Source organism: Kitasatospora sp. NPDC085895, from assembly GCF_040702125.1.
GTDB classification, from domain to species: Bacteria; Actinomycetota; Actinomycetes; order Streptomycetales; family Streptomycetaceae; genus Kitasatospora; species Kitasatospora arboriphila.
The window spans coordinates 30,867-48,081 of record NZ_JBFBJY010000020.1; the positions used below are offsets into that span (position 1 = coordinate 30,867).

General features: G+C 72.2%; 16 protein-coding genes. 7 read left to right on the plus strand and 9 right to left on the minus strand.

Translation table 11 applies throughout. From position 1 onward, the window contains the following. Positions 1-92 precede the first annotated feature (92 nt). Positions 93-1,670 (minus strand): amidophosphoribosyltransferase, encoded by a 1,578-nt coding sequence (purF, locus tag AB0442_RS15465; protein WP_344624400.1) that lies wholly within the window; start codon positions 1,668-1,670, stop codon positions 93-95. Positions 1,671-1,889: 219 nt separating this feature from the next. Further along, entirely contained in the window at positions 1,890-2,708 is an 819-nt protein-coding gene (locus tag AB0442_RS15470; protein WP_366163176.1) for a diacylglycerol kinase family protein, read from the minus strand. 127 nt (positions 2,709-2,835) lie between these two features. On the opposite strand from AB0442_RS15470, the gene AB0442_RS15475 reads away from it, so the two are divergent. Then, positions 2,836-4,119 carry an adenylosuccinate synthase gene (locus tag AB0442_RS15475; protein ID WP_366163177.1) on the plus strand — a complete coding sequence of 428 codons (1,284 nt, stop codon included), beginning with the start codon at positions 2,836-2,838 and terminating at the stop codon, positions 4,117-4,119. Positions 4,120-4,273: 154 nt separating this feature from the next. Next, the gene (locus AB0442_RS15480) at positions 4,274-4,876 is read left to right on the plus strand and encodes a GNAT family protein (protein WP_366163178.1); all 603 of its coding nucleotides are present in this window, start codon (positions 4,274-4,276) and stop codon (positions 4,874-4,876) included. Between the two features lie 78 nt (positions 4,877-4,954). Here AB0442_RS15480 and AB0442_RS15485 read toward each other — a convergent pair whose 3' ends face one another. Then, positions 4,955-5,377, minus strand: coding sequence for a DUF350 domain-containing protein (locus tag AB0442_RS15485; RefSeq protein ID WP_344624396.1), 423 nt, complete (start codon positions 5,375-5,377; stop codon positions 4,955-4,957). 112 nt (positions 5,378-5,489) lie between these two features. Here AB0442_RS15485 and AB0442_RS15490 point away from each other — a divergent pair, with 112 nt between their 5' ends. Together AB0442_RS15490 and AB0442_RS15495 are read left to right on the plus strand one after the other, a co-directional pair. Beyond that, the gene (locus AB0442_RS15490; RefSeq protein WP_366163179.1) at positions 5,490-5,804 is read left to right on the plus strand and encodes a hypothetical protein; all 315 of its coding nucleotides are present in this window, start codon (positions 5,490-5,492) and stop codon (positions 5,802-5,804) included. A gap of 5 nt (positions 5,805-5,809) precedes the next feature. Then, on the plus strand, positions 5,810-7,030 hold the full coding sequence (locus tag AB0442_RS15495) for a glutathionylspermidine synthase family protein (protein ID WP_366163181.1): 1,221 nt from the start codon (positions 5,810-5,812) through the stop codon (positions 7,028-7,030). Positions 7,031-7,077: 47 nt separating this feature from the next. On the opposite strand, the gene AB0442_RS15500 is transcribed toward AB0442_RS15495, so the two are convergent. The 4 genes from AB0442_RS15500 to AB0442_RS15515 form a co-directional block, all read right to left on the minus strand. Continuing rightward, on the minus strand, positions 7,078-7,563 hold the full coding sequence (locus tag AB0442_RS15500; RefSeq protein WP_344624393.1) for an LURP-one-related family protein: 486 nt from the start codon (positions 7,561-7,563) through the stop codon (positions 7,078-7,080). Positions 7,564-7,674: 111 nt separating this feature from the next. Next, positions 7,675-8,589 carry a DJ-1/PfpI family protein gene (locus AB0442_RS15505; RefSeq protein ID WP_366163182.1) on the minus strand — a complete coding sequence of 305 codons (915 nt, stop codon included), beginning with the start codon at positions 8,587-8,589 and terminating at the stop codon, positions 7,675-7,677. Continuing rightward, positions 8,586-9,170 (minus strand): isochorismatase family protein, encoded by a 585-nt coding sequence (locus tag AB0442_RS15510; RefSeq protein ID WP_366163184.1) that lies wholly within the window; start codon positions 9,168-9,170, stop codon positions 8,586-8,588. Before AB0442_RS15510 ends, AB0442_RS15505 begins: the two co-directional genes overlap by 4 nt. Before the next feature lie 90 nt (positions 9,171-9,260). After that, on the minus strand, positions 9,261-10,064 hold the full coding sequence (locus AB0442_RS15515) for an aminoglycoside 3'-phosphotransferase (protein WP_366163186.1): 804 nt from the start codon (positions 10,062-10,064) through the stop codon (positions 9,261-9,263). 67 nt (positions 10,065-10,131) lie between these two features. Here AB0442_RS15515 and AB0442_RS15520 point away from each other — a divergent pair, with 67 nt between their 5' ends. After that, the gene (locus tag AB0442_RS15520; RefSeq protein ID WP_366163188.1) at positions 10,132-11,952 is read left to right on the plus strand and encodes an NHL domain-containing thioredoxin family protein; all 1,821 of its coding nucleotides are present in this window, start codon (positions 10,132-10,134) and stop codon (positions 11,950-11,952) included. A gap of 73 nt (positions 11,953-12,025) precedes the next feature. Here the strand turns inward: AB0442_RS15520 and AB0442_RS15525 are convergent, their stop codons facing one another. Next, a complete protein-coding gene (locus AB0442_RS15525; RefSeq protein WP_344624388.1) occupies positions 12,026-13,327 on the minus strand; it encodes a M18 family aminopeptidase in 1,302 nt (433 codons plus the stop codon). Between the two features lie 267 nt (positions 13,328-13,594). Then, positions 13,595-15,424, minus strand: a complete 1,830-nt coding sequence (locus AB0442_RS15530) for an acyl-CoA dehydrogenase (protein ID WP_366163191.1) — start codon at positions 15,422-15,424, stop codon at positions 13,595-13,597. Positions 15,425-15,699: 275 nt separating this feature from the next. On the opposite strand from AB0442_RS15530, the gene AB0442_RS15535 reads away from it, so the two are divergent. Together AB0442_RS15535 and AB0442_RS15540 are read left to right on the plus strand one after the other, a co-directional pair. After that, positions 15,700-16,128, plus strand: a complete 429-nt coding sequence (locus AB0442_RS15535) for an SseB family protein (RefSeq protein WP_344624406.1) — start codon at positions 15,700-15,702, stop codon at positions 16,126-16,128. Between the two features lie 131 nt (positions 16,129-16,259). Beyond that, complete coding sequence (locus AB0442_RS15540; RefSeq protein ID WP_366163193.1) at positions 16,260-17,207, plus strand: pirin family protein; 948 nt, start codon at positions 16,260-16,262, stop codon at positions 17,205-17,207. Positions 17,208-17,215 lie beyond the last annotated feature (8 nt).

Here is a 17,215-nt window from a genome sequence, read left to right on the forward strand (position 1 = left end):
ACCCGTGGGGGCGCGGGGTCTGCGCGGTCGGCCGGGCGGCTCCGTGGAGCGCCCGGCCGCGCAGTGCCCCGCGCCCCGGGTGGTACATCGTGCTACGGCCGGCGGAGCGCGTCCGCCGCGCCGTGCCCGCCGATCAGGGACTGGACGCCGTCCAGGTCGCTGGTCGGCTTGCCGCGGACGGCCGGCGGCTGCTGGCTGCCGGCGATCTCGGCCTCCAGGAGCAGCTTGCCGAGCAGGGCCGGGTCCGGCAGCTCCATCGGGTACTCGCCGTCGAAGCAGGCCCGGCAGAGCCTGTCCTTGGGCTGCTTGGTGGCCTCGATCATGCCGTCGATCGAGATGTACGCCAGCGAGTCGGCGCCGAGCGTGCGGCCGATCTCCTCGATGGTCATGCCGTTGGCGATCAGCTCCGCGCGGGTGGCGAAGTCGATGCCGAAGAAGCACGGCCACTTGACCGGCGGCGAGGAGATCCGGATGTGGACCTCGGCGGCGCCCGCCTCGCGGAGCATCTTGACCAGGGCGCGCTGGGTGTTGCCGCGGACGATGGAGTCGTCCACGACCACCAGGCGCTTGCCCCGGATGACCTCCTTGAGCGGGTTGAGCTTGAGCCGGATGCCGAGCTGGCGGATGGTCTGGCTGGGCTGGATGAAGGTGCGGCCCACGTAGGCGTTCTTCACCAGGCCGGAGCCGTAGGGGATGCCGCTGGCCTCGGCGTAGCCGATGGCGGCCGGCGTGCCGGACTCCGGGGTCGCTATCACCAGGTCGGCCTCGACGGGCGCCTCGGCGGCCAGCTTGCGCCCCATCTCCACGCGGGAGAGGTGCACGTTGCGGCCGGCGATGGTGGTGTCGGGGCGGGCCAGGTAGACGTACTCGAAGACGCAGCCCTTGGGCTTGGCCTCGGCGAAGCGCGAGGTGCGCATCCCCTGCTCGTCGACGGCGATGAGCTCGCCGGGCTCGACCTCGCGGATGAACGAGGCGCCGACGATGTCGAGGGCCGCCGTCTCGGAGGCGACCACCCAGCCGCGCTCCAGCCGGCCGAGCACCAGCGGGCGGATGCCCTGCGGGTCGCGGGCGGCGTAGAGCGTGTGCTCGTCCATGAAGACGAGCGAGAAGGCGCCCTTGACCTGGGGCAGGACCTTCCGGGCGGTCTCCTCGATGGAGAGGTCCGGGTGGCCGGCGAGCAGCGCGGTCACCAGGTCGGTGTCGTTGGTCGCGGCCGTCCGCCCGGAGCGGGAGACGTGCTCCTCGCCGGGCAGCTCGGCGACCATCGCCGCCAGTTCGGCGGTGTTCACCAGGTTTCCGTTGTGGCCGAGGGCCAGCGACCCGTGAACGGTCGCCCGGAAGGTCGGCTGGGCGTTCTCCCAGACCGACGAACCTGTTGTCGAGTAGCGGGCATGTCCGACGGCGATGTGCCCGTGCAACGACCCCAGGGAGGTCTCGTCGAAGACCTGGGAGACGAGTCCCATGTCCTTGAAGACGAGAATCTGGGAGCCGTTGCTCACTGCGATGCCCGCGGATTCCTGACCGCGGTGCTGCAGGGCATAGAGGCCGAAGTACGTGAGCTTGGCGACCTCCTCGCCGGGAGCCCAGACACCGAAGACGCCGCAAGCGTCCTGGGGGCCTTTCTCGCCGGGAAGAAGATCGTGGTTGAGTCGTCCGTCACCACGTGGCACGCCTTCGAGTCTAGGACAGTTCCGTACGCCTTCCCGAACAGGGGAGCCGCGGATTATTGGCCGAACCGACGGCAACGCGCGTAGACAAAACCCCTTACACCGCGCGCCATTTCTCCGGAGCGTTTTCCGGCGATCGGCGCACTCCCTTGTCACGCGCGCTCTTCGGGGCGCGGACCCGCCTGACGGGGCGTCGGCCGGCGGGGTCCGGCGTGATCCTGCTCACCCGGCGGGCAGCAGCAGCGCCCAGGCCCCCGGATGCACCGTCCACGTCCGATGCCGGACCGGCCCGACGGGGCAGCCGTCGGCGCTGTAGCCGAAGCTCCGACCGGCCACGCTGAGCGCGGCGACGCGCAGCCGGCGCTCCGCCCCCGCGGTGCGGATGACCAGCTCCAGCTCGCCGCCGGCCGGCCTGGCCTCCAGCAGCCGGATCCGCTCGTGGACGTCGGCGAGCAGCCGCCCGTCCGCCTCGACCCGCATCGGGGTGGACTCCGGGTCGGGAACGGTCGCCTGGTCGGGCGCAGCCCGTTTCGCCCATAGCGAACGCAGTGACGGCAGGGCCCGGCGGGGCTCCGCGCCGATCCGCAACGCGGTGAGCACCACCCCGCCGCCGTCGTCCACCACCAGGTCGAGCTTGCGCGGGGCGCCCCCGAGCACCGCCCGGGCGGCAGCCACCGGCTGCTCCGGCACCCCGAGCGCGCGGCAGGCGAGGACGGTGCCGGCCGGGCCGACCGGAACCACCCCGACCGGATCCGTGCCCAGGTCACGCTGCCGGTGGAGGGCCTGCAGCACCTTGTGCACGGCCTGGTCGGAGCCGATCACGACCGGTCTGCGACGGCCCCGGTGGGAGAGCACGCGGTCGAGTTCGGACCGGCTCTCGGGCAGCACGACCTTCGCGTCGGCGCCTCCGCACAGCACGTCCCGGGCGATCCGCACCGACTCGCCGTCGGCCCGTCCGGCCGCCGGGTCGACCAGCACCAGCAGCGGCTCCCCCGCACCGCGTCCGTCGGGGCGGGATGCGGGCGTGGACAGGGACGACACGACCGGTCCTTCCTCAGGTAATCTCTCGGTGCAAGAGCCCCTTGCGCTATTGCGCCAGGGGCTTCGTCTATCTCGGGGCAGACTGCGGTCTTCGGCAGGATGCCCCAACCGGAAGGGGTGTACGCCTGTGCCGGCACTCGTGCTCGTTGGCGCCCAGTGGGGAGACGAGGGCAAGGGGAAGGCTACTGACCTCCTCGGTGGCTCCGTCGACTACGTCGTCCGCTACCAGGGCGGCAACAACGCCGGTCACACGGTGGTCATCGGCGACCAGAAGTATGCCCTCCACCTGCTGCCTTCCGGCATCCTCAGCCCGAACGTGACCCCGGTCATCGGCAACGGCGTCGTGATCGACCCGGGCGTGCTGCTCTCCGAGCTGCAGGGCCTGAACGAGCGCGGCATCGACACCTCCAAGCTGCTGATCTCGGGCAACGCCCACCTGATCACGCCGTACCACCGCACCCTGGACAAGGTCACCGAGCGCTTCCTCGGCAAGCGCAAGATCGGCACCACCGGCCGCGGCATCGGCCCCGCCTACGCGGACAAGATCAACCGCGTGGGCATCCGGGTCCAGGACCTCTTCGACGAGTCGATCCTCCAGCAGAAGATCGAGGCGGCGCTGCACGACAAGAACCAGATCCTGGTCAAGCTCTACAACCGCCGCGCGATGCCGGCCGAGCTGGTCGTGCAGGAGTACCTCGGCTACGCCGAGAAGATCCGCCCCTTCCTCGCCGACACCACCCTCGTCCTCGACCAGGCGCTGAAGGCGAACAAGGTCGTCCTGCTGGAGGGCGGCCAGGGCACCCTGCTGGACGTCGACCACGGCACGTACCCCTTCGTGACCTCGTCGAACCCGACCTCGGGCGGCGCCTGCACCGGTGCCGGCATCGGCCCCACCAAGATCGACCGGGTCATCGGCATCCTCAAGGCGTACACCACCCGCGTCGGCTCGGGCCCCTTCCCGACCGAGCTGCTCGACGAGGACGGCGAGGCGCTGCGCCGGATCGGCGGCGAGCGCGGCGTCACCACCGGCCGCGACCGCCGCTGCGGCTGGTTCGACGCGGTGATCGCCCGCTACGCCACCCGCGTCAACGGCCTCACCGACTTCTTCCTGACCAAGCTGGACGTGCTCACCGGCTGGGAGCAGATCCCGGTCTGCGTGGCGTACGAGATCGACGGCCGCCGGGTCGAGGAGCTCCCCTACAACCAGTCGGACTTCCATCACGCGAAGCCGGTCTACGAGACCCTTCCGGGCTGGAGCGAGGACATCTCGAAGGCCCAGACCTTCGCCGACCTGCCGAAGAACGCGCAGGCCTACGTGAAGGCCCTGGAGGAGATGTCCGGGGCGCCGATCTCGGCGATCGGCGTCGGCCCCGGCCGCACCGAGACCATCCAGATCAACTCCTTCCTGTAGGACTCGCGTCCGGACCCGTCCGGGACGCCTCGGGGACACCCGCCGGAGGGCCCCGCACCGAGCTCGGTGCGGGGCCCTTCCGCACGCCCGGGAACCTTTGCACTAGTTCATAAGTCGATTGCTCCTAGTGCACAACGGGTCTATGGTCGACGGCATGACCGCGAAGCTGCCCGCCCCGACCGTCCTGACCGGCCGCCACGTCCGGCTGGAACCGCTGACCCCGGAGCACGTGCCGGACCTCTTCGCCGCGAGCGGCGGCGACGAGGAGGTGTGGCGCTGGCTGCCGTACGAGGCGCCGGCCACCGAGGAGGCGATGGCCGCGAACGTCGCCGGCCGGCTCGCCGACGCGGCCTCGGGCGGCTGCGTCCCGTTCGCCGTGGTCTCCACCGCGGACGGCCGGGCGGTCGGCGTCACCTGCTACCTCGACTTCAGTGCGCGCGACGAGCTCGTGGAGATCGGCGGCACCTGGTACGCCCGGCGGGTCTGGCGCACCGCGGTGAACACCGAGTCCAAGCTGCTGCTGCTCACCCACGCCTTCGAGGAGCTCGGCATGGGCCGCGTCACCTGGAAGACCGACCACCTCAACGAGCGCTCGCAGAACGCGATCCGCCGCCTCGGCGCCCGGTACGAGGGCACCCTGCGCCGCCACCGCCGCCGGCCGGACGGCAGCTGGCGCGACAGCGTCTACTTCTCGATGCTCCACGACGAGTGGCCCGCGGCGAAGGCCCGGCTGACGGATCGCCTCGCCGAGGGCTGATCCGCCGCCCGCGGCAACGGCAGCGGCCGGCACCCCGGTGGTCGGGGCGCCGGCCGCGTGCGGGCCGCTCGGGCCGGCTCAGGCGATCGACGCGGCGACGATGGCGGCGACCGAGAGGTTGCAGGCGGCGGTCACCCAGACCGCCGGGTGCGGCTCGGGGTCGACCAGCACCTCGCCGAGCTTGCCCGGGGTCAGCAGGTCCACCAGCCAGAACGCGGCGGCCATCAGCACCAGGCCGAGCAGGCCGAAGAGCGCGGTCGCGGCCAGGCCCTTCCCGAACTCGTCGTAGGTGTACATGATCGCGGTGAAGACGATGCCGCCGATGCCGATCAGCGCGGAGCTGAGCACCACGGCGGCGTTGCGGTTGCGCTCCAGCCAGATCTGCCGGCCGAGCTTGCCCGGCGTCAGGGCGTCGACCAGGCCCACGCCGAGCAGCAGCAGCACCAGGCCCACGGCGCCGTAGGCGGCGGCCACGCCGAGGCCGTGGACGATGTCGTTCATGCTGCTCCCCCCAGGGCGGAGTGCCACGCCAGGTGCCACCCGAAGTGTCAAGGACCGGCAAAAGATATCCCATGGTTCCGCCGCTGGGGAGCCTTAAGTACCATCACCCGTCATGACGCAGACCGACCCCTCCTCCGCCCGCCGCCGCTCGGGCGTCGTCGCCCTCGGCATGGTGGGGACGCTGGCGCTGGCCCTCACCGGCTGCTCGTCGTCCGGCGGCAGCGCACCCCGGCGCTGCGTCGACCCCGGCACCCTCAAGGTGCTCGACGACCACTCCTGCTCCACGGGCACCACCGCGGCCGCCGGTCGCTGGTACTACTGCGGCTCCGGCTCGCTGACCGCCGCCGGCGGCACCTTCGACAAGGCCGCCACCAAGCGCGGCGGCTTCGGCTGCCCGAGCGGCGGCTCCGGCTCGAGCGGGGGCTGACCGCGATGCGCCGCCGCACCGTCGAACCGCGGCCGGGCTGGCAGGCCGCGGTCGAGGCCCAGGGCCTGATCTACGCCGTCTGCGAGGACCCGCGCAACCCCGGCACCGAGTACGCGTACTGGGACGAGAGCGCCTACTACGAGTTCTCGCTGCCGGAGGTCGAGGCGCTGGAGGAGGTGGTCGAGGAACTCCACGGGATGTGCCTGGAGGCCGCCGACCACGTGGTGCGGACGGGCCGGTTCGCCGACTACGGCATCACCGACCCGCGGCTCGCCGAGGTGATCGCCACCTCCTGGCGGCGGCGCGAGGAACAGCCGTCCCTGTACGGGCGGTTCGACCTGGCGTACGACGGCACCGGCCCGGCCAAGATGTTCGAGTACAACGCGGACACCCCGACCTCGCTGATCGAGGCCGCCAGCCCGCAGTGGTTCTGGATGGAGGAGCGCTTCCCCGAGGCGGACCAGTGGAACTCGCTGCACGAGCGGCTGGTCGCCGCCTGGAGCCGGCAGAAGGAACTGCTGCCGCCCGGCCCGGTGCACTTCGCGCACTCCCGCGGCGACTTTGAGGGCGAGGACTGGATGACCACCCTCTACCTCCAGGAGACCGCCGAGCAGGCCGGCCTGGAGACGGTGTCGATCGCCGTGGAGGACATCGGCCTGGACGGGCTGACCGGCCGGTTCGTCGACCTGCAGCACCGCTACATCCGCTCCGCGTTCAAGCTGTACCCGTGGGAGTGGCTGGCGGAGGACGAGTTCGGCGCCCAGCTGCTGGCCACCGTCGACCTCGGCGGCTCCACCGGCTCCACGCTGTGGATCGAGCCGCCGTGGAAGATGCTGCTCTCCAACAAGGCGCTGCTGGCGGTGCTGTGGGAGCTCCACCCCGGCCACCCCAACCTTCTGCCGGCCTACCTGGACGGGCCGCGCGAGCTCGCCGCCACCGGGTACGCGGCCAAGCCGCTGCTCGGCCGGGAGGGTTCGGGCGTGCGGATCGTGGAGCCGGGCGGGGACGAGACCCTGCTGCCGGCCTGGGCCGGCGACCCGGACCGCTACGGCGACGAGGGCTTCTGCTACCAGCAGCTCTGCCCGCTGCCGGTGTTCGACGGCAACCAGCCGGTGCTGGGGGCCTGGGTGGTGGACGGCGAGGCCGCCGGACTCGGCATCCGCGAGACGCACGACTCGCCGATCACCCACGTCGGCGCGCGCTTCCTGCCGCACGTCATCGTCTGAGCACCGGCCGGCCCGCGGCGGGGGCACCGCCGCGGGCCGACGGGGCGTCAGGCGTTGTGCTCGACCATCCGGTCCAGGCAGACGGCGACGGCGAGCAGCAGCGGCACGTCCGCGCCGTCCGCGATCTCCACGCCGTAGGTGTCGCGGATCCGGAACCACTTGCGGGAGATCTCGGCGACCGTCCCGCCGTCCGACTCGACCTTGTACTCCTTGTCGATGAGGTCGCCGTGCACCTCCAGCTCGCCGCCGGCCTCCAGTTCCACCAGGTACTTGTCGCGGAACGGCGTGAAGAGCTTCTTGCGGACGGTCGCGACGGTGTCGCCCTCGGCGTTCTCGATCCGCATCGCGTCGCGGACGGTGAGCACCTTCTCCTTGATCACGGCGACCACGGTGCCGGACGGGTCCTGCAGCTCGAAGGTGTCGCGCAGCCGCAGCACCTTGCCGTCCACCAGGAAGGCCTTCTCGCCGTCGCCGTCCTCGATCCAGTAGTCGTCGCCGACCGCGAACAGCCGCTCCTTGACCACGTACTTCATGCCTGCCTGCTTCCCTCGACGGACACTGCCGAGCACATCGTGCCGGATGCCGGGGCGCAGGTCAGCCCTCGGCCGCGCGGCGGGGCGCGGAGACCGGCCGTCCGGGTGCCGTCAGTCCGCGGCGGGCCGGGCGCGCAGCCGGCGCAGCATCCGGGCGTCCTGGAAGCCGACCGCGCGGGCGGCCGACTCGACGGTGGCGCCCTGGCCGATCAGGTGCTCGGCGTGCTCCAGCCGCAGCTGCTGCTGGTAGCGCAGCGGGGTGAGACCGGTCGCCTCGGTGAAGCGCCGGGTGAGGGTCCGTTCGCTGACGCCGGCGCCGGCGGCGAGCCCCGTGAGCAGCAGCGGGTCGGTGAACCGGGCGTCGATGACGTCCTGCACCCGGTGCACGGCGTCGCTGAGGTGGGCGCGGTGCCGCAGCATCGCGCTGTCCTGCTGCTCGTCCCCGTTGCGGCGGGTGTGGACGACCATCGTGCGGGCCACCTGGGCGGCGACGTACGGGCCGTGGCGGACGGCCAGCAGGTGCAGTGCCAGGTCGATCCCGCTGGCGATCCCGGCGGAGGTGAGGACGCTGCCGTCCTGGACGAACAGCACGTCGGGGACGACGGAGGCCCGCGGGTAGCGGCGGGCGAGCTCGTCCTGGAGGTCGTGGTGGGTGGTGCAGCGGCGGCCGTCCAGCAGGCCGGCCCGGCCGAGCGCGTCCGCGCCGGAGCAGATGCTCGCCACCGTGCCGCCGGCGGTGTGGTGGGCGACCACCCGTTCCAGGGTCTCCCGGGTGAACACCGGTCCGGTCGGCAGGCTCGGCGAGCGCCAGCCGGGGACGACCACCAGGTCGTCGGCGGCCAGCTCGGGCCACCGGGTGGCGGCCTTCAGCCCGATGCCCTGCGCGGTGGTGACGTCCTCCTGCTCGGCCACGTACCCGATCTCCCAGGGGTGGCCGAGGTCGGCCGCCGCGGAGAACACCTGGGCCGGACCGGCGAGGTCCAGCAGGTGCAGCCGCGGCGCCAGCAGGAAGACCGCCCTGGTCACGATCCGGTCAGCTCCTCCACGGTGGCGATCCGGGCGAAGCGCCGTGCGAGGGCGTACTCGGTCCGCGCGATGATCTCGTCGGTGGACAGGGTACGCGGGTCGGCGAGGACCTCCGCCAGGCTGCGGCCGGCCGGGGCGTCCCGGTGCTCGATCGGGTGGGTGGCGGTGGCGTCGGTGACGAACACGACCTGGTAGCCGAGGTCGGAGGCGACCCGGGCGGTGGTCTCGCAGCACTGCTCGGTGCGGATCCCGCTGACCACCACCTCGCCGATGCCGTGCCGGGTGAGCTGCTGCTGCAGGTTGGTGGTGGTGAAGGCGTTGTGCGAGGTCTTGGTGAGGACGGGCTCGCCGTCCTCGGGCTTGAGGCCGTCCATCAGCCGGACGTGGCCGGACTCCGGGTCGAAGGGGGTGCCGCTGCCCGGTTCGGTGTGCAGGATCCACACCACGAGGTCGCCCTTCTCCCGGGCGGCGGCGACCAGTCGGCCGACCTTGTCGGCGATCCCCGGGTCGGAGACGGCCTCCCAGTTGGGCAGGCGGCGGAAGGACTCCTGGACGTCGATCACGACGAGTGCGCTCTTCATGTCCTCCATGGTGGCCGCCGGCGGGCCCGAGCCCCAGACATGATCACGCCCCGCACCGGAACGATCCGGTCACCGGCGGGGCGGTCCGGCTCAGCCGGTCAGGTGCCAGAGCAGCCGGTAGTAGGCCGTCCGTTCCGCGTCCGGTGCGATGCCGTAGGCGTCCAGCAGCGGCCGCTCCCAGCCCGGCCCGTAGTTCCACACGGTGCTCCAGGTGGCGACGGCGAGGTCGGCCCAGCGGTCGGCGACGCCGAGCGCGCCCAGGTCGACGTGGCCGCTCGGGCGGCCGTCCTCGCCGACCAGGGTGTTGGGCGCGCAGGCGTCGCCGTGGCAGACCACCGGCCCGTCGGGCGGCGGGACGTCGGCGAGGGCGGCCAGCGCCCGGTCGACGGTGCGGAAGCGCGGCAGTCCCTCCGGCCGGTCCGCCAGGGAGGTCCGGCCGGCCGCGGCACGGGCACGGGCGGCCTCCAGCCGCGGCCCGGCGGACCAGTCGAACGGGCAGTCGGCGGCGGGCAGCGCCTCGTGCAGGGCGCGCAGCCCCTCGCCGACGGCCCGCACCGCGGCGGCGGGCTCGCGCAGCCAGCGCCCGTCCACCGCCGAGCGGCCGGGCAGGCCGGCCGTGACCAGCCAGGAGCCCTCGTCGTCGGCGCCCTCGTCGAGCACCTGCGGCACCGCGGCGTGGCGGGCCGCCCAGCGCAACCGCACCGCCTCCGCCGTGAAGGTGCCGCGGCCGACCGGCAGCCACTTCACGAACTGCCGCCCGCCGTCCGCGCCGACCTGGAAGGTCAGCCCGCCGAGCGTGTTGCGCCACACGGCCCGCACCGGCCGGCCCCGCGCGAACCCGGCGACGAACGACGGCACCTCGACCGACCCCGGGGGCGTACTGGCGATGATCACCGGATCATTCTCGCCCCCGCCGCCCGGGACCGGAATGGTTCTCACGCGCATCGGGTTTGATTGGGGCATGGCTTCTCGTGCACGCGTACGCGCCCCCGAACTGGCGGGCAAGGGCGGATGGCTCAACACCGGCGGCAAGGACCTGTCGCTGGCCGACCTCCGCGGCAAGATCGTCATCGCGGACTTCTGGACCTTCTGCTGCATCAACTGCCTCCACGTCCTGGACGAACTCCGGGAGCTGGAGGAGAAGCACCGCGACACGGTGGTGATCGTCGGCGTCCACTCGCCGAAGTTCGTCCACGAGGCCGACCACCGCGCGGTGGTCGACGCGGTGGCCCGGTACGAGGTGCACCACCCGGTGCTGGACGACCCGGAGCTCGCCACCTGGAAGCAGTACGCGGTGCGGGCCTGGCCGACGCTGGTGGTGATCGATCCCGAGGGGTACGTCGTCGCGCAGCACGCCGGCGAGGGCCACGCGCACGCGATCGCCGCCCTGGTCGAGGAGCTGGAGGCCGAGCACGCCGCCAAGGGCACGCTGCGCCGCGGCGACGGCCCGTACGTGGCGCCCGAGCCGCAGGCCGGCGACCTGAAGTTCCCGGGCAAGGCGGTGCGGCTGCCGGACGGCCACTACCTGGTGGCCGACTCCGGGCACCACTCGCTGGTGGAGCTGGCCGAGGACGGCGAGACGGTGCTGCGCCGGATCGGCGACGGCGAGCGCGGCCTGGTGGACGGCGCCGCGCCGCGGTTCAGCGAGCCGCAGGGCCTCGCCCTCGTCCCGGAGGGCCTCGGCCTCGGCTACGACGTGGTGGTGGCGGACACCGTGAACCACGCGCTGCGTGGCCTGCGGCTCGCCGACGGCAGCGTCACCACGCTGGCCGGCACCGGCCGGCAGTGGTGGCAGGGATCGGCGACCGCCGGCCCGGCCCGCGAGGTCGACCTCTCCTCGCCCTGGGACGTCGCCTGGTTCGACGGCCGGGTGTGGATCGCCATGGCGGGCGTGCACCAGTTGTGGGCCTTCGACCCGGCGGCCGGCACGGTCGCCGTCGCGGCCGGCACCACCAACGAGGGCCTGGTCGACGGCCCGGTGGCCGAGGCCTGGTTCGCCCAGCCGTCGGGCCTGGCGGTGTCCGCGGACGGCGAGCGGCTCTGGGTGGCCGACTCGGAGACCTCGGCGGTGCGCTGGGTTTCACGTGAAACCGGCTCGGTGCACACCGCGGTCGGCACCGGCCTGTTCGACTTCGGCCACCGCGACGGCGCCGCCGACCAGGCGCTGCTGCAGCACCCGCTGGGCGTCACCGTGCTGCCGGACGGCTCGGTCGCGATCAGCGACACCTACAACCACGCGCTGCGCCGCTTCGACCCGGAGACCGGCGAGGTGACCACCCTCGCCACGGACGTCCGCGAGCCCTCCGGCGCCGTGGTCGTGGACGGCGACATCGTCGTGGTGGAGTCCGCCCGGCACCGGCTGACCCGGCTGCGCTTGCCCGAGGAGGCCGTCCGGGTCGAGTCGGTGGCGCACCGCACGCAGCGCGCCGCCACCGAGGTCGCCCCCGGGGCCCTGCGGCTGGACGTGGTCTTCCAGGCCCCGTCCGGGCAGAAGCTGGACGAGCGCTACGGCCCGTCGACCCGGCTGCTGGTCAGCTCCACCCCGCCGGAGCTGCTGCTCTCGGGCGAGGGTGCGGACACCGACCTCTCCCGCGAGCTGGTGCTGAGCGGGGCGGTCGCCGAGGGCGTGCTGCACGTGTCGGCGATGGCGGCGTCCTGCGACGACGACCCGGAGATCGAGTACCCGGCCTGCCACGTGCACCAGCAGGACTGGGGCGTGCCGGTGAAGCTGGTGGCCGACGGCGTGAGCCGACTGCCGCTGGTCCTCGCCGGCATGGAGTGACCGGCCCGGAGTGAACGGGGGCCGTCCGCGCGGCGGCCCCCACCGCCCGCGGACCGGCCCCCGGGGCCCCGGCTCAGCCCTCCAGGAACGCCTTGAGGGCGCTCGCCAGCAGGTACGGGTCCTCGGCGCCGCAGAGCTCGCGGGCGGAGTGCATGGAGAGCGCGGCGATGCCGCAGTCCACGGTGGTGATGCCGAGTCGCGCCGCGGTGATCGGGCCGATGGTGGTGCCGCAGGGCATGGCGTTGTTGGAGACGAAGGTCTGCCACGGCACGCCGGCCTTCTCGCAGGCGGCGGCGAACACGGCCCGGCCGACGCCGTCGGTGGCGTACCGGTTGTTGACGTTGACCTTCAGGATCGGGCCGCCGTTGGGCATCGGGTGGTGGCCCGGCTCGTGCCGCTCGCTGTAGTTGGGGTGCACGGCGTGCCCCATGTCGGAGGAGAGGCAGACGGTGCCGGCCAGCGCCCGGGCGCGGTCCTCGGTGGTGCCGCCGCGGGCGTACACGGTGCGCTCCAGCACGTTGCCGAGCAGCGGACTCTGCGCGCCGGTGTCGGACTCGCTGCCGGTCTCCTCGTGGTCGAAGGCGGCGAGCACCGGGATGTACGCGAGCGGGGCGTCGCCGGTGGCGGCGGCGGCCAGCGCGGCGGTGCCGGCGTGCACCGAGAGCAGGTTGTCCAGCCGGGGGCCGGCCAGCAGTTCGCGGTCGCGGCCGAGGTAGGAGGCGGGCTGCACGTCGTGGGTCATGAGGTCCCAGCCGGCCACGTCGGCGGCGGCCACGCCGGCCCTGCCCGCGACGTACTCGAGGAGCGCGCCCTCGGTCACCTCGCCGATCCCCCAGATCGGGGTGAGGTGACGCTGCTTGTCGAGCTTCAGGCCCTCGTTGACGGCGCGGTCCAGGTGGATCGCGAGCTGCGGGACGCGCAGCAGCGGCTCGTCGATCTGCACCAGCCGGGCGGTGCCGTCGCGCAGCGCGAGGCGGCCGGAGATGCCGAGGTCCCGGTCGAGCCAGGTGTTCAGCGGGACGCCGCCGTAGATCTCCACGGCGACCTGGCGCCAGCCGGAGGAGCCGGTGTCCGGGATCGGCTTGACCCGGAGGTTGGGCGAGTCGGTGTGGGTGCCGACCACTCGGAACGGCGTCTCGGGGCCCGCCCCCTCGGGCACGTACCAGGCGATCAGCGCGCCCCCGCGGATCAGGTACCGGCCGCCGGCCTCGGCCCCCCAGGCGTCGGTCTCCAGGACCCTGCGGAAGCCCGCCTTCTCCAGCCGCTCGGCCGACGCGGCCACGGCGTGGTAGGGCGAGGGTGCGGCGCCGAGGAAGGCGATCAGATCGTCGGTGTGCGTCCGGTCGAAGTGGGCCGGGCGGTCGGCGGTCGACATGCTGCTCCTGGGTTGAGGGAGGTCGGACGCCGGATGGGGGTACCGGGTCCGCATCTGAGCATATGCCCGTACACGGACATGACGCGGCGAACTCAAAAACGGTGACACAACGGTGAGAACACCGGGACACAGTGCATTCCCGACCGACCGTCATGCCGCCCGCGACGTTCCGTTTGCCCGGTTCCGTCCGACGGTGAAACGCCGTGGGGCCCGGTCGACGGACCGGGCCCCACGGCGTGAGGGTGTGTCAGGCAGACTTCAGGGGGCTCAGAAGGCCTCCTCCGCGAGCTCCATGATCTCGTTGTCCACGGCCTCCGCGATCAGGCGCTGCGGGGCGGTGGTGGGCAGGACGTTGCGGGCGAAGAAGCGGGCCGCGGCGACCTTGCCCCGGTAGAACGGGACGTCCTTCTCGGAGGCGCCGGCCTCCAGCTTGGCCAGCGCGACGGCGGCCTGGCGGAGCAGCAGCCAGCCGATGACGACGTCGCCGGAGACCAGCAGCAGGCGGGTGGCGTTGAGGCCGACCTTGTACATGTTGGCGACGTCCTGCTGGACGGCGGTCAGGTCGGCGAGCATCTTGCCGACGATCGCCTCCAGGTCGCCGGCGGCCTTGCCGAGCGCCTCGCGCTCGGCGGCCAGGGCGTCGCCGCCCTCGCCGGTGGCGATGAACTTCTGGATCTGCTCGGAGACGGCGGTGAGCGCCTGGCCGCCGTCCTTGACGATCTTGCGGAAGAAGAAGTCCTGGCCCTGGATGGCGGTGGTGCCCTCGTACAGGGTGTCGATCTTGGCGTCGCGGATGTACTGCTCGATCGGGTACTCCTGCAGGTAGCCGGAGCCGCCGAAGGTCTGCAGGGACTGGGCGAGCTGCTCGTAGGACTTCTCCGAGCCGTAGCCCTTGACGATCGGCAGGAGCAGGTCGTTCAGGCGCTCGGCGGCCTCGTCGCTCTCGCCGCGCAGGCGGGCGGCCAGCACGTCGTCCTGGACGGAGGCGGTGTAGAGCACCAGGGCGCGCATGCCCTCGGCGTACGCCTTCTGCGTCATCAGCGAGCGGCGGACGTCGGGGTGGTGGGTGATGGTGACGCGCGGGGCGGTCTTGTCCAGGAAGTTGGCGATGTCCGCACCCTGCACGCGCTCCTTGGCGTACTCGAGGGCGTTCAGGTAACCGGTGGACAGGGTGGCGATCGCCTTCGTGCCGACCATCATGCGGGCGAACTCGATGATCTTGAACATCTGGCGGATGCCGTCGACCTTCTCGCCGAGCAGCCAGCCCTTGGCCGGGTGCTTGGCGCCGAAGGTCATCTCGCAGGTGTTCGAGGCCTTGAGGCCCATCTTGTGCTCGACGTTGGTGGCGTAGACGCCGTTGCGCTCGCCGAGCTCGCCGGTCTCCCAGTCGAAGTCGTACTTCGGCACGATGTAGAGGCCGAGGCCCTTGGTGCCGGGCTTGCCGCCCTCGGGGCGGGCCAGCACCAGGTGGATGATGTTGTCGGACATGTCGTGCTCACCGGAGGTGATGAAGCGCTTCACGCCCTCGATGTGCCAGGAGCCGTCCTCCTGCTTGATCGCCTTGGTGCGGCCGGCGCCGACGTCCGAGCCGGCGTCCGGCTCGGTCAGCACCATGGTGGCGCCCCAGAGGCCGTCGACCATGCGCTGGGCGACCTTGTGCTGCTCCTCGGTGCCCTCCTCGTAGACGACGCCGGCGAAGGCCGGGCCGGAGGAGTACATCCAGATGGCGGGGTTCGAGCCGAGGACCTGCTCCGCGTAGGCCCAGACCAGGGAGGACGGGGTGACCTGGCCGCCGATGCCCTCCGGGATGCCCAGGCGCCACCACTCGGCGTCCATGAAGGTCTGGTAGCTCTTCTTGAAGGTGGCCGGGACCGGCGCGGTGTTGGTCTCCGGGTCGAAGACCGGCGGGTTGCGGTCGGTGTCGGTGAAGGACGCGGCGAGGTCGTTCTCGGCGAGGCGGGAGATCTCGCTGAGGATGTTCTTCGCGGTGTCGACGTCCATGTCGGCGAACGGGCCGGTGCCGTACACCTGCTCGCGGCCGAACACCTCGAACAGGTTGAACTCCACGTCCCGCAGGTTGGACTTGTAGTGACCCATGACCGTTTCTCCGGTTCGTCTGCTTGCCGTGGGCCCGCCGATCGAGCGCCACTTACCCACCAGTACGCACCATGATGCTACCCGGCAGTAACTTGGGCAAGCCCTCTCACGGCAAAGCCTTATGAACGTGGTCACGTCCCACAACCCCGGACGCGCACACCTTGTGAGATCCGTCCCCCCTGCGGGACGCCCCGGCCCGGTAGCCTTGCCCCGTGTACGGCTACGAGCAGACCGCGTACCAGGACCCCTACCAGCAGCAGGCGGGGATGAACGGCATGCCCGGCCCCGGCCCGTACGGCGACCCCCAGCAGGGGGGCGCCCAGCAGTCCCTCTACCCGGAACCCTCGCCGCCCTCGCTGGCCGACGCCGTCCGGGCCTTCACGACCGGCTCGATGCCGGTCGAGGACTTCCAGGCGATCTTCATCACCTCGAAGGTGCACTGCCCGCGCGGCGACCGCCCCGGCTTCCTCGCCCTGCACAACACCCCGACGCCGGTGATCCCGATGTTCAGCTCGCTCAAGGAGCTGCGGCGCTACGCCGGCAAGGAGTCCAAGCACTTCAGCGTCACCGGCGCGGAGGTCCTGGACCTGCTGCCGACCGGCTACGGCTTCGCCCTCGACATGGAGGGCGAGCACCGGATGGTCTTCGACGCGAAGGCGGTCGAGCAGATGGTCGACTTCACCATGCGCCGGATGTACGGCTGACCCCACCCCCGCGGGAGGCGTACGGCCTCCCGCACAGCCGCACCCATTTAGTTCAATGTTCAACTTGCTATTGGTTGAGGATTGAACTAATCTTTCGGACGTAGGCCAGAGAACCCCTGAAGGAGGCCGACATGCCCGCCGTGACCGTCGAGAACCCGCTGACCCTGCCGCGCGTCACCACCCCCGACCCCGCCGCGGTCGCCCGCCCGGTGCTGGCGGTCGCCACCGCTCCGGAGGGCTTCGAGGGCGAGGGCTTCCCCGTCCGCCGCGCCTTCGCCAAGATCAACACCAAGTTCCTCGACCCGTTCATCATGATGGACCAGATGGGCGAGGTGGAGTACGCCGCCGGGGAGCCCAAGGGCACCCCGTGGCACCCGCACCGCGGCTTCGAGACCGTCACCTACCTGATCGACGGCGAGTTCATCCACAAGGACTCGCACGGCGGCGGCGGCCACCTCGGCGGCGGCGACACCCAGTGGATGACGGCCGGCTCGGGCATCCTGCACATCGAGACCCCGCCGGAGTCGCTGGTCCTCAGCGGCGGCCTGTTCCACGGCATCCAGCTGTGGGTCAACCTGCCCGCGAGCGACAAGATGACCCAGCCGCGCTACCAGGACATCCACGGCGGCCACGTGAAGCTGCTGACCAGCCCGGACGGCGGCGCCGTGCTGCGGCTGATCGCCGGCGAGCTGGACGGCCACCGGGGGCCGGGCGCCACCCACACCCCGATCACCCTGCTGCACGCCACGCTCACCCCGGGCGCCTCCGTCACCCTGCCCTGGCGTCCCGACTTCAACGCCCTCGCCTACGTGCTCAACGGCGACGGCACGGTCGGCGCCGAGCGGCGGCCGGTGCGCACCGGCCAGGCCGTGGTCTTCGGCGACGGCGACACGATCACCATCACCGCGGACGCCAAGCAGGAGTCCCGCCACCCCAACCTGGACGTGATCGTCCTGGGCGGGCAGCCGATCCGCGAGCCGGTCGCCTGGTACGGCCCGTTCGTGATGAACAGCCACCGGGAGCTGGAGCAGGCCATGAAGGACTTCCAGTCCGGCTCGTTCGGCCACCCGGTCGACTGAACCCGCAC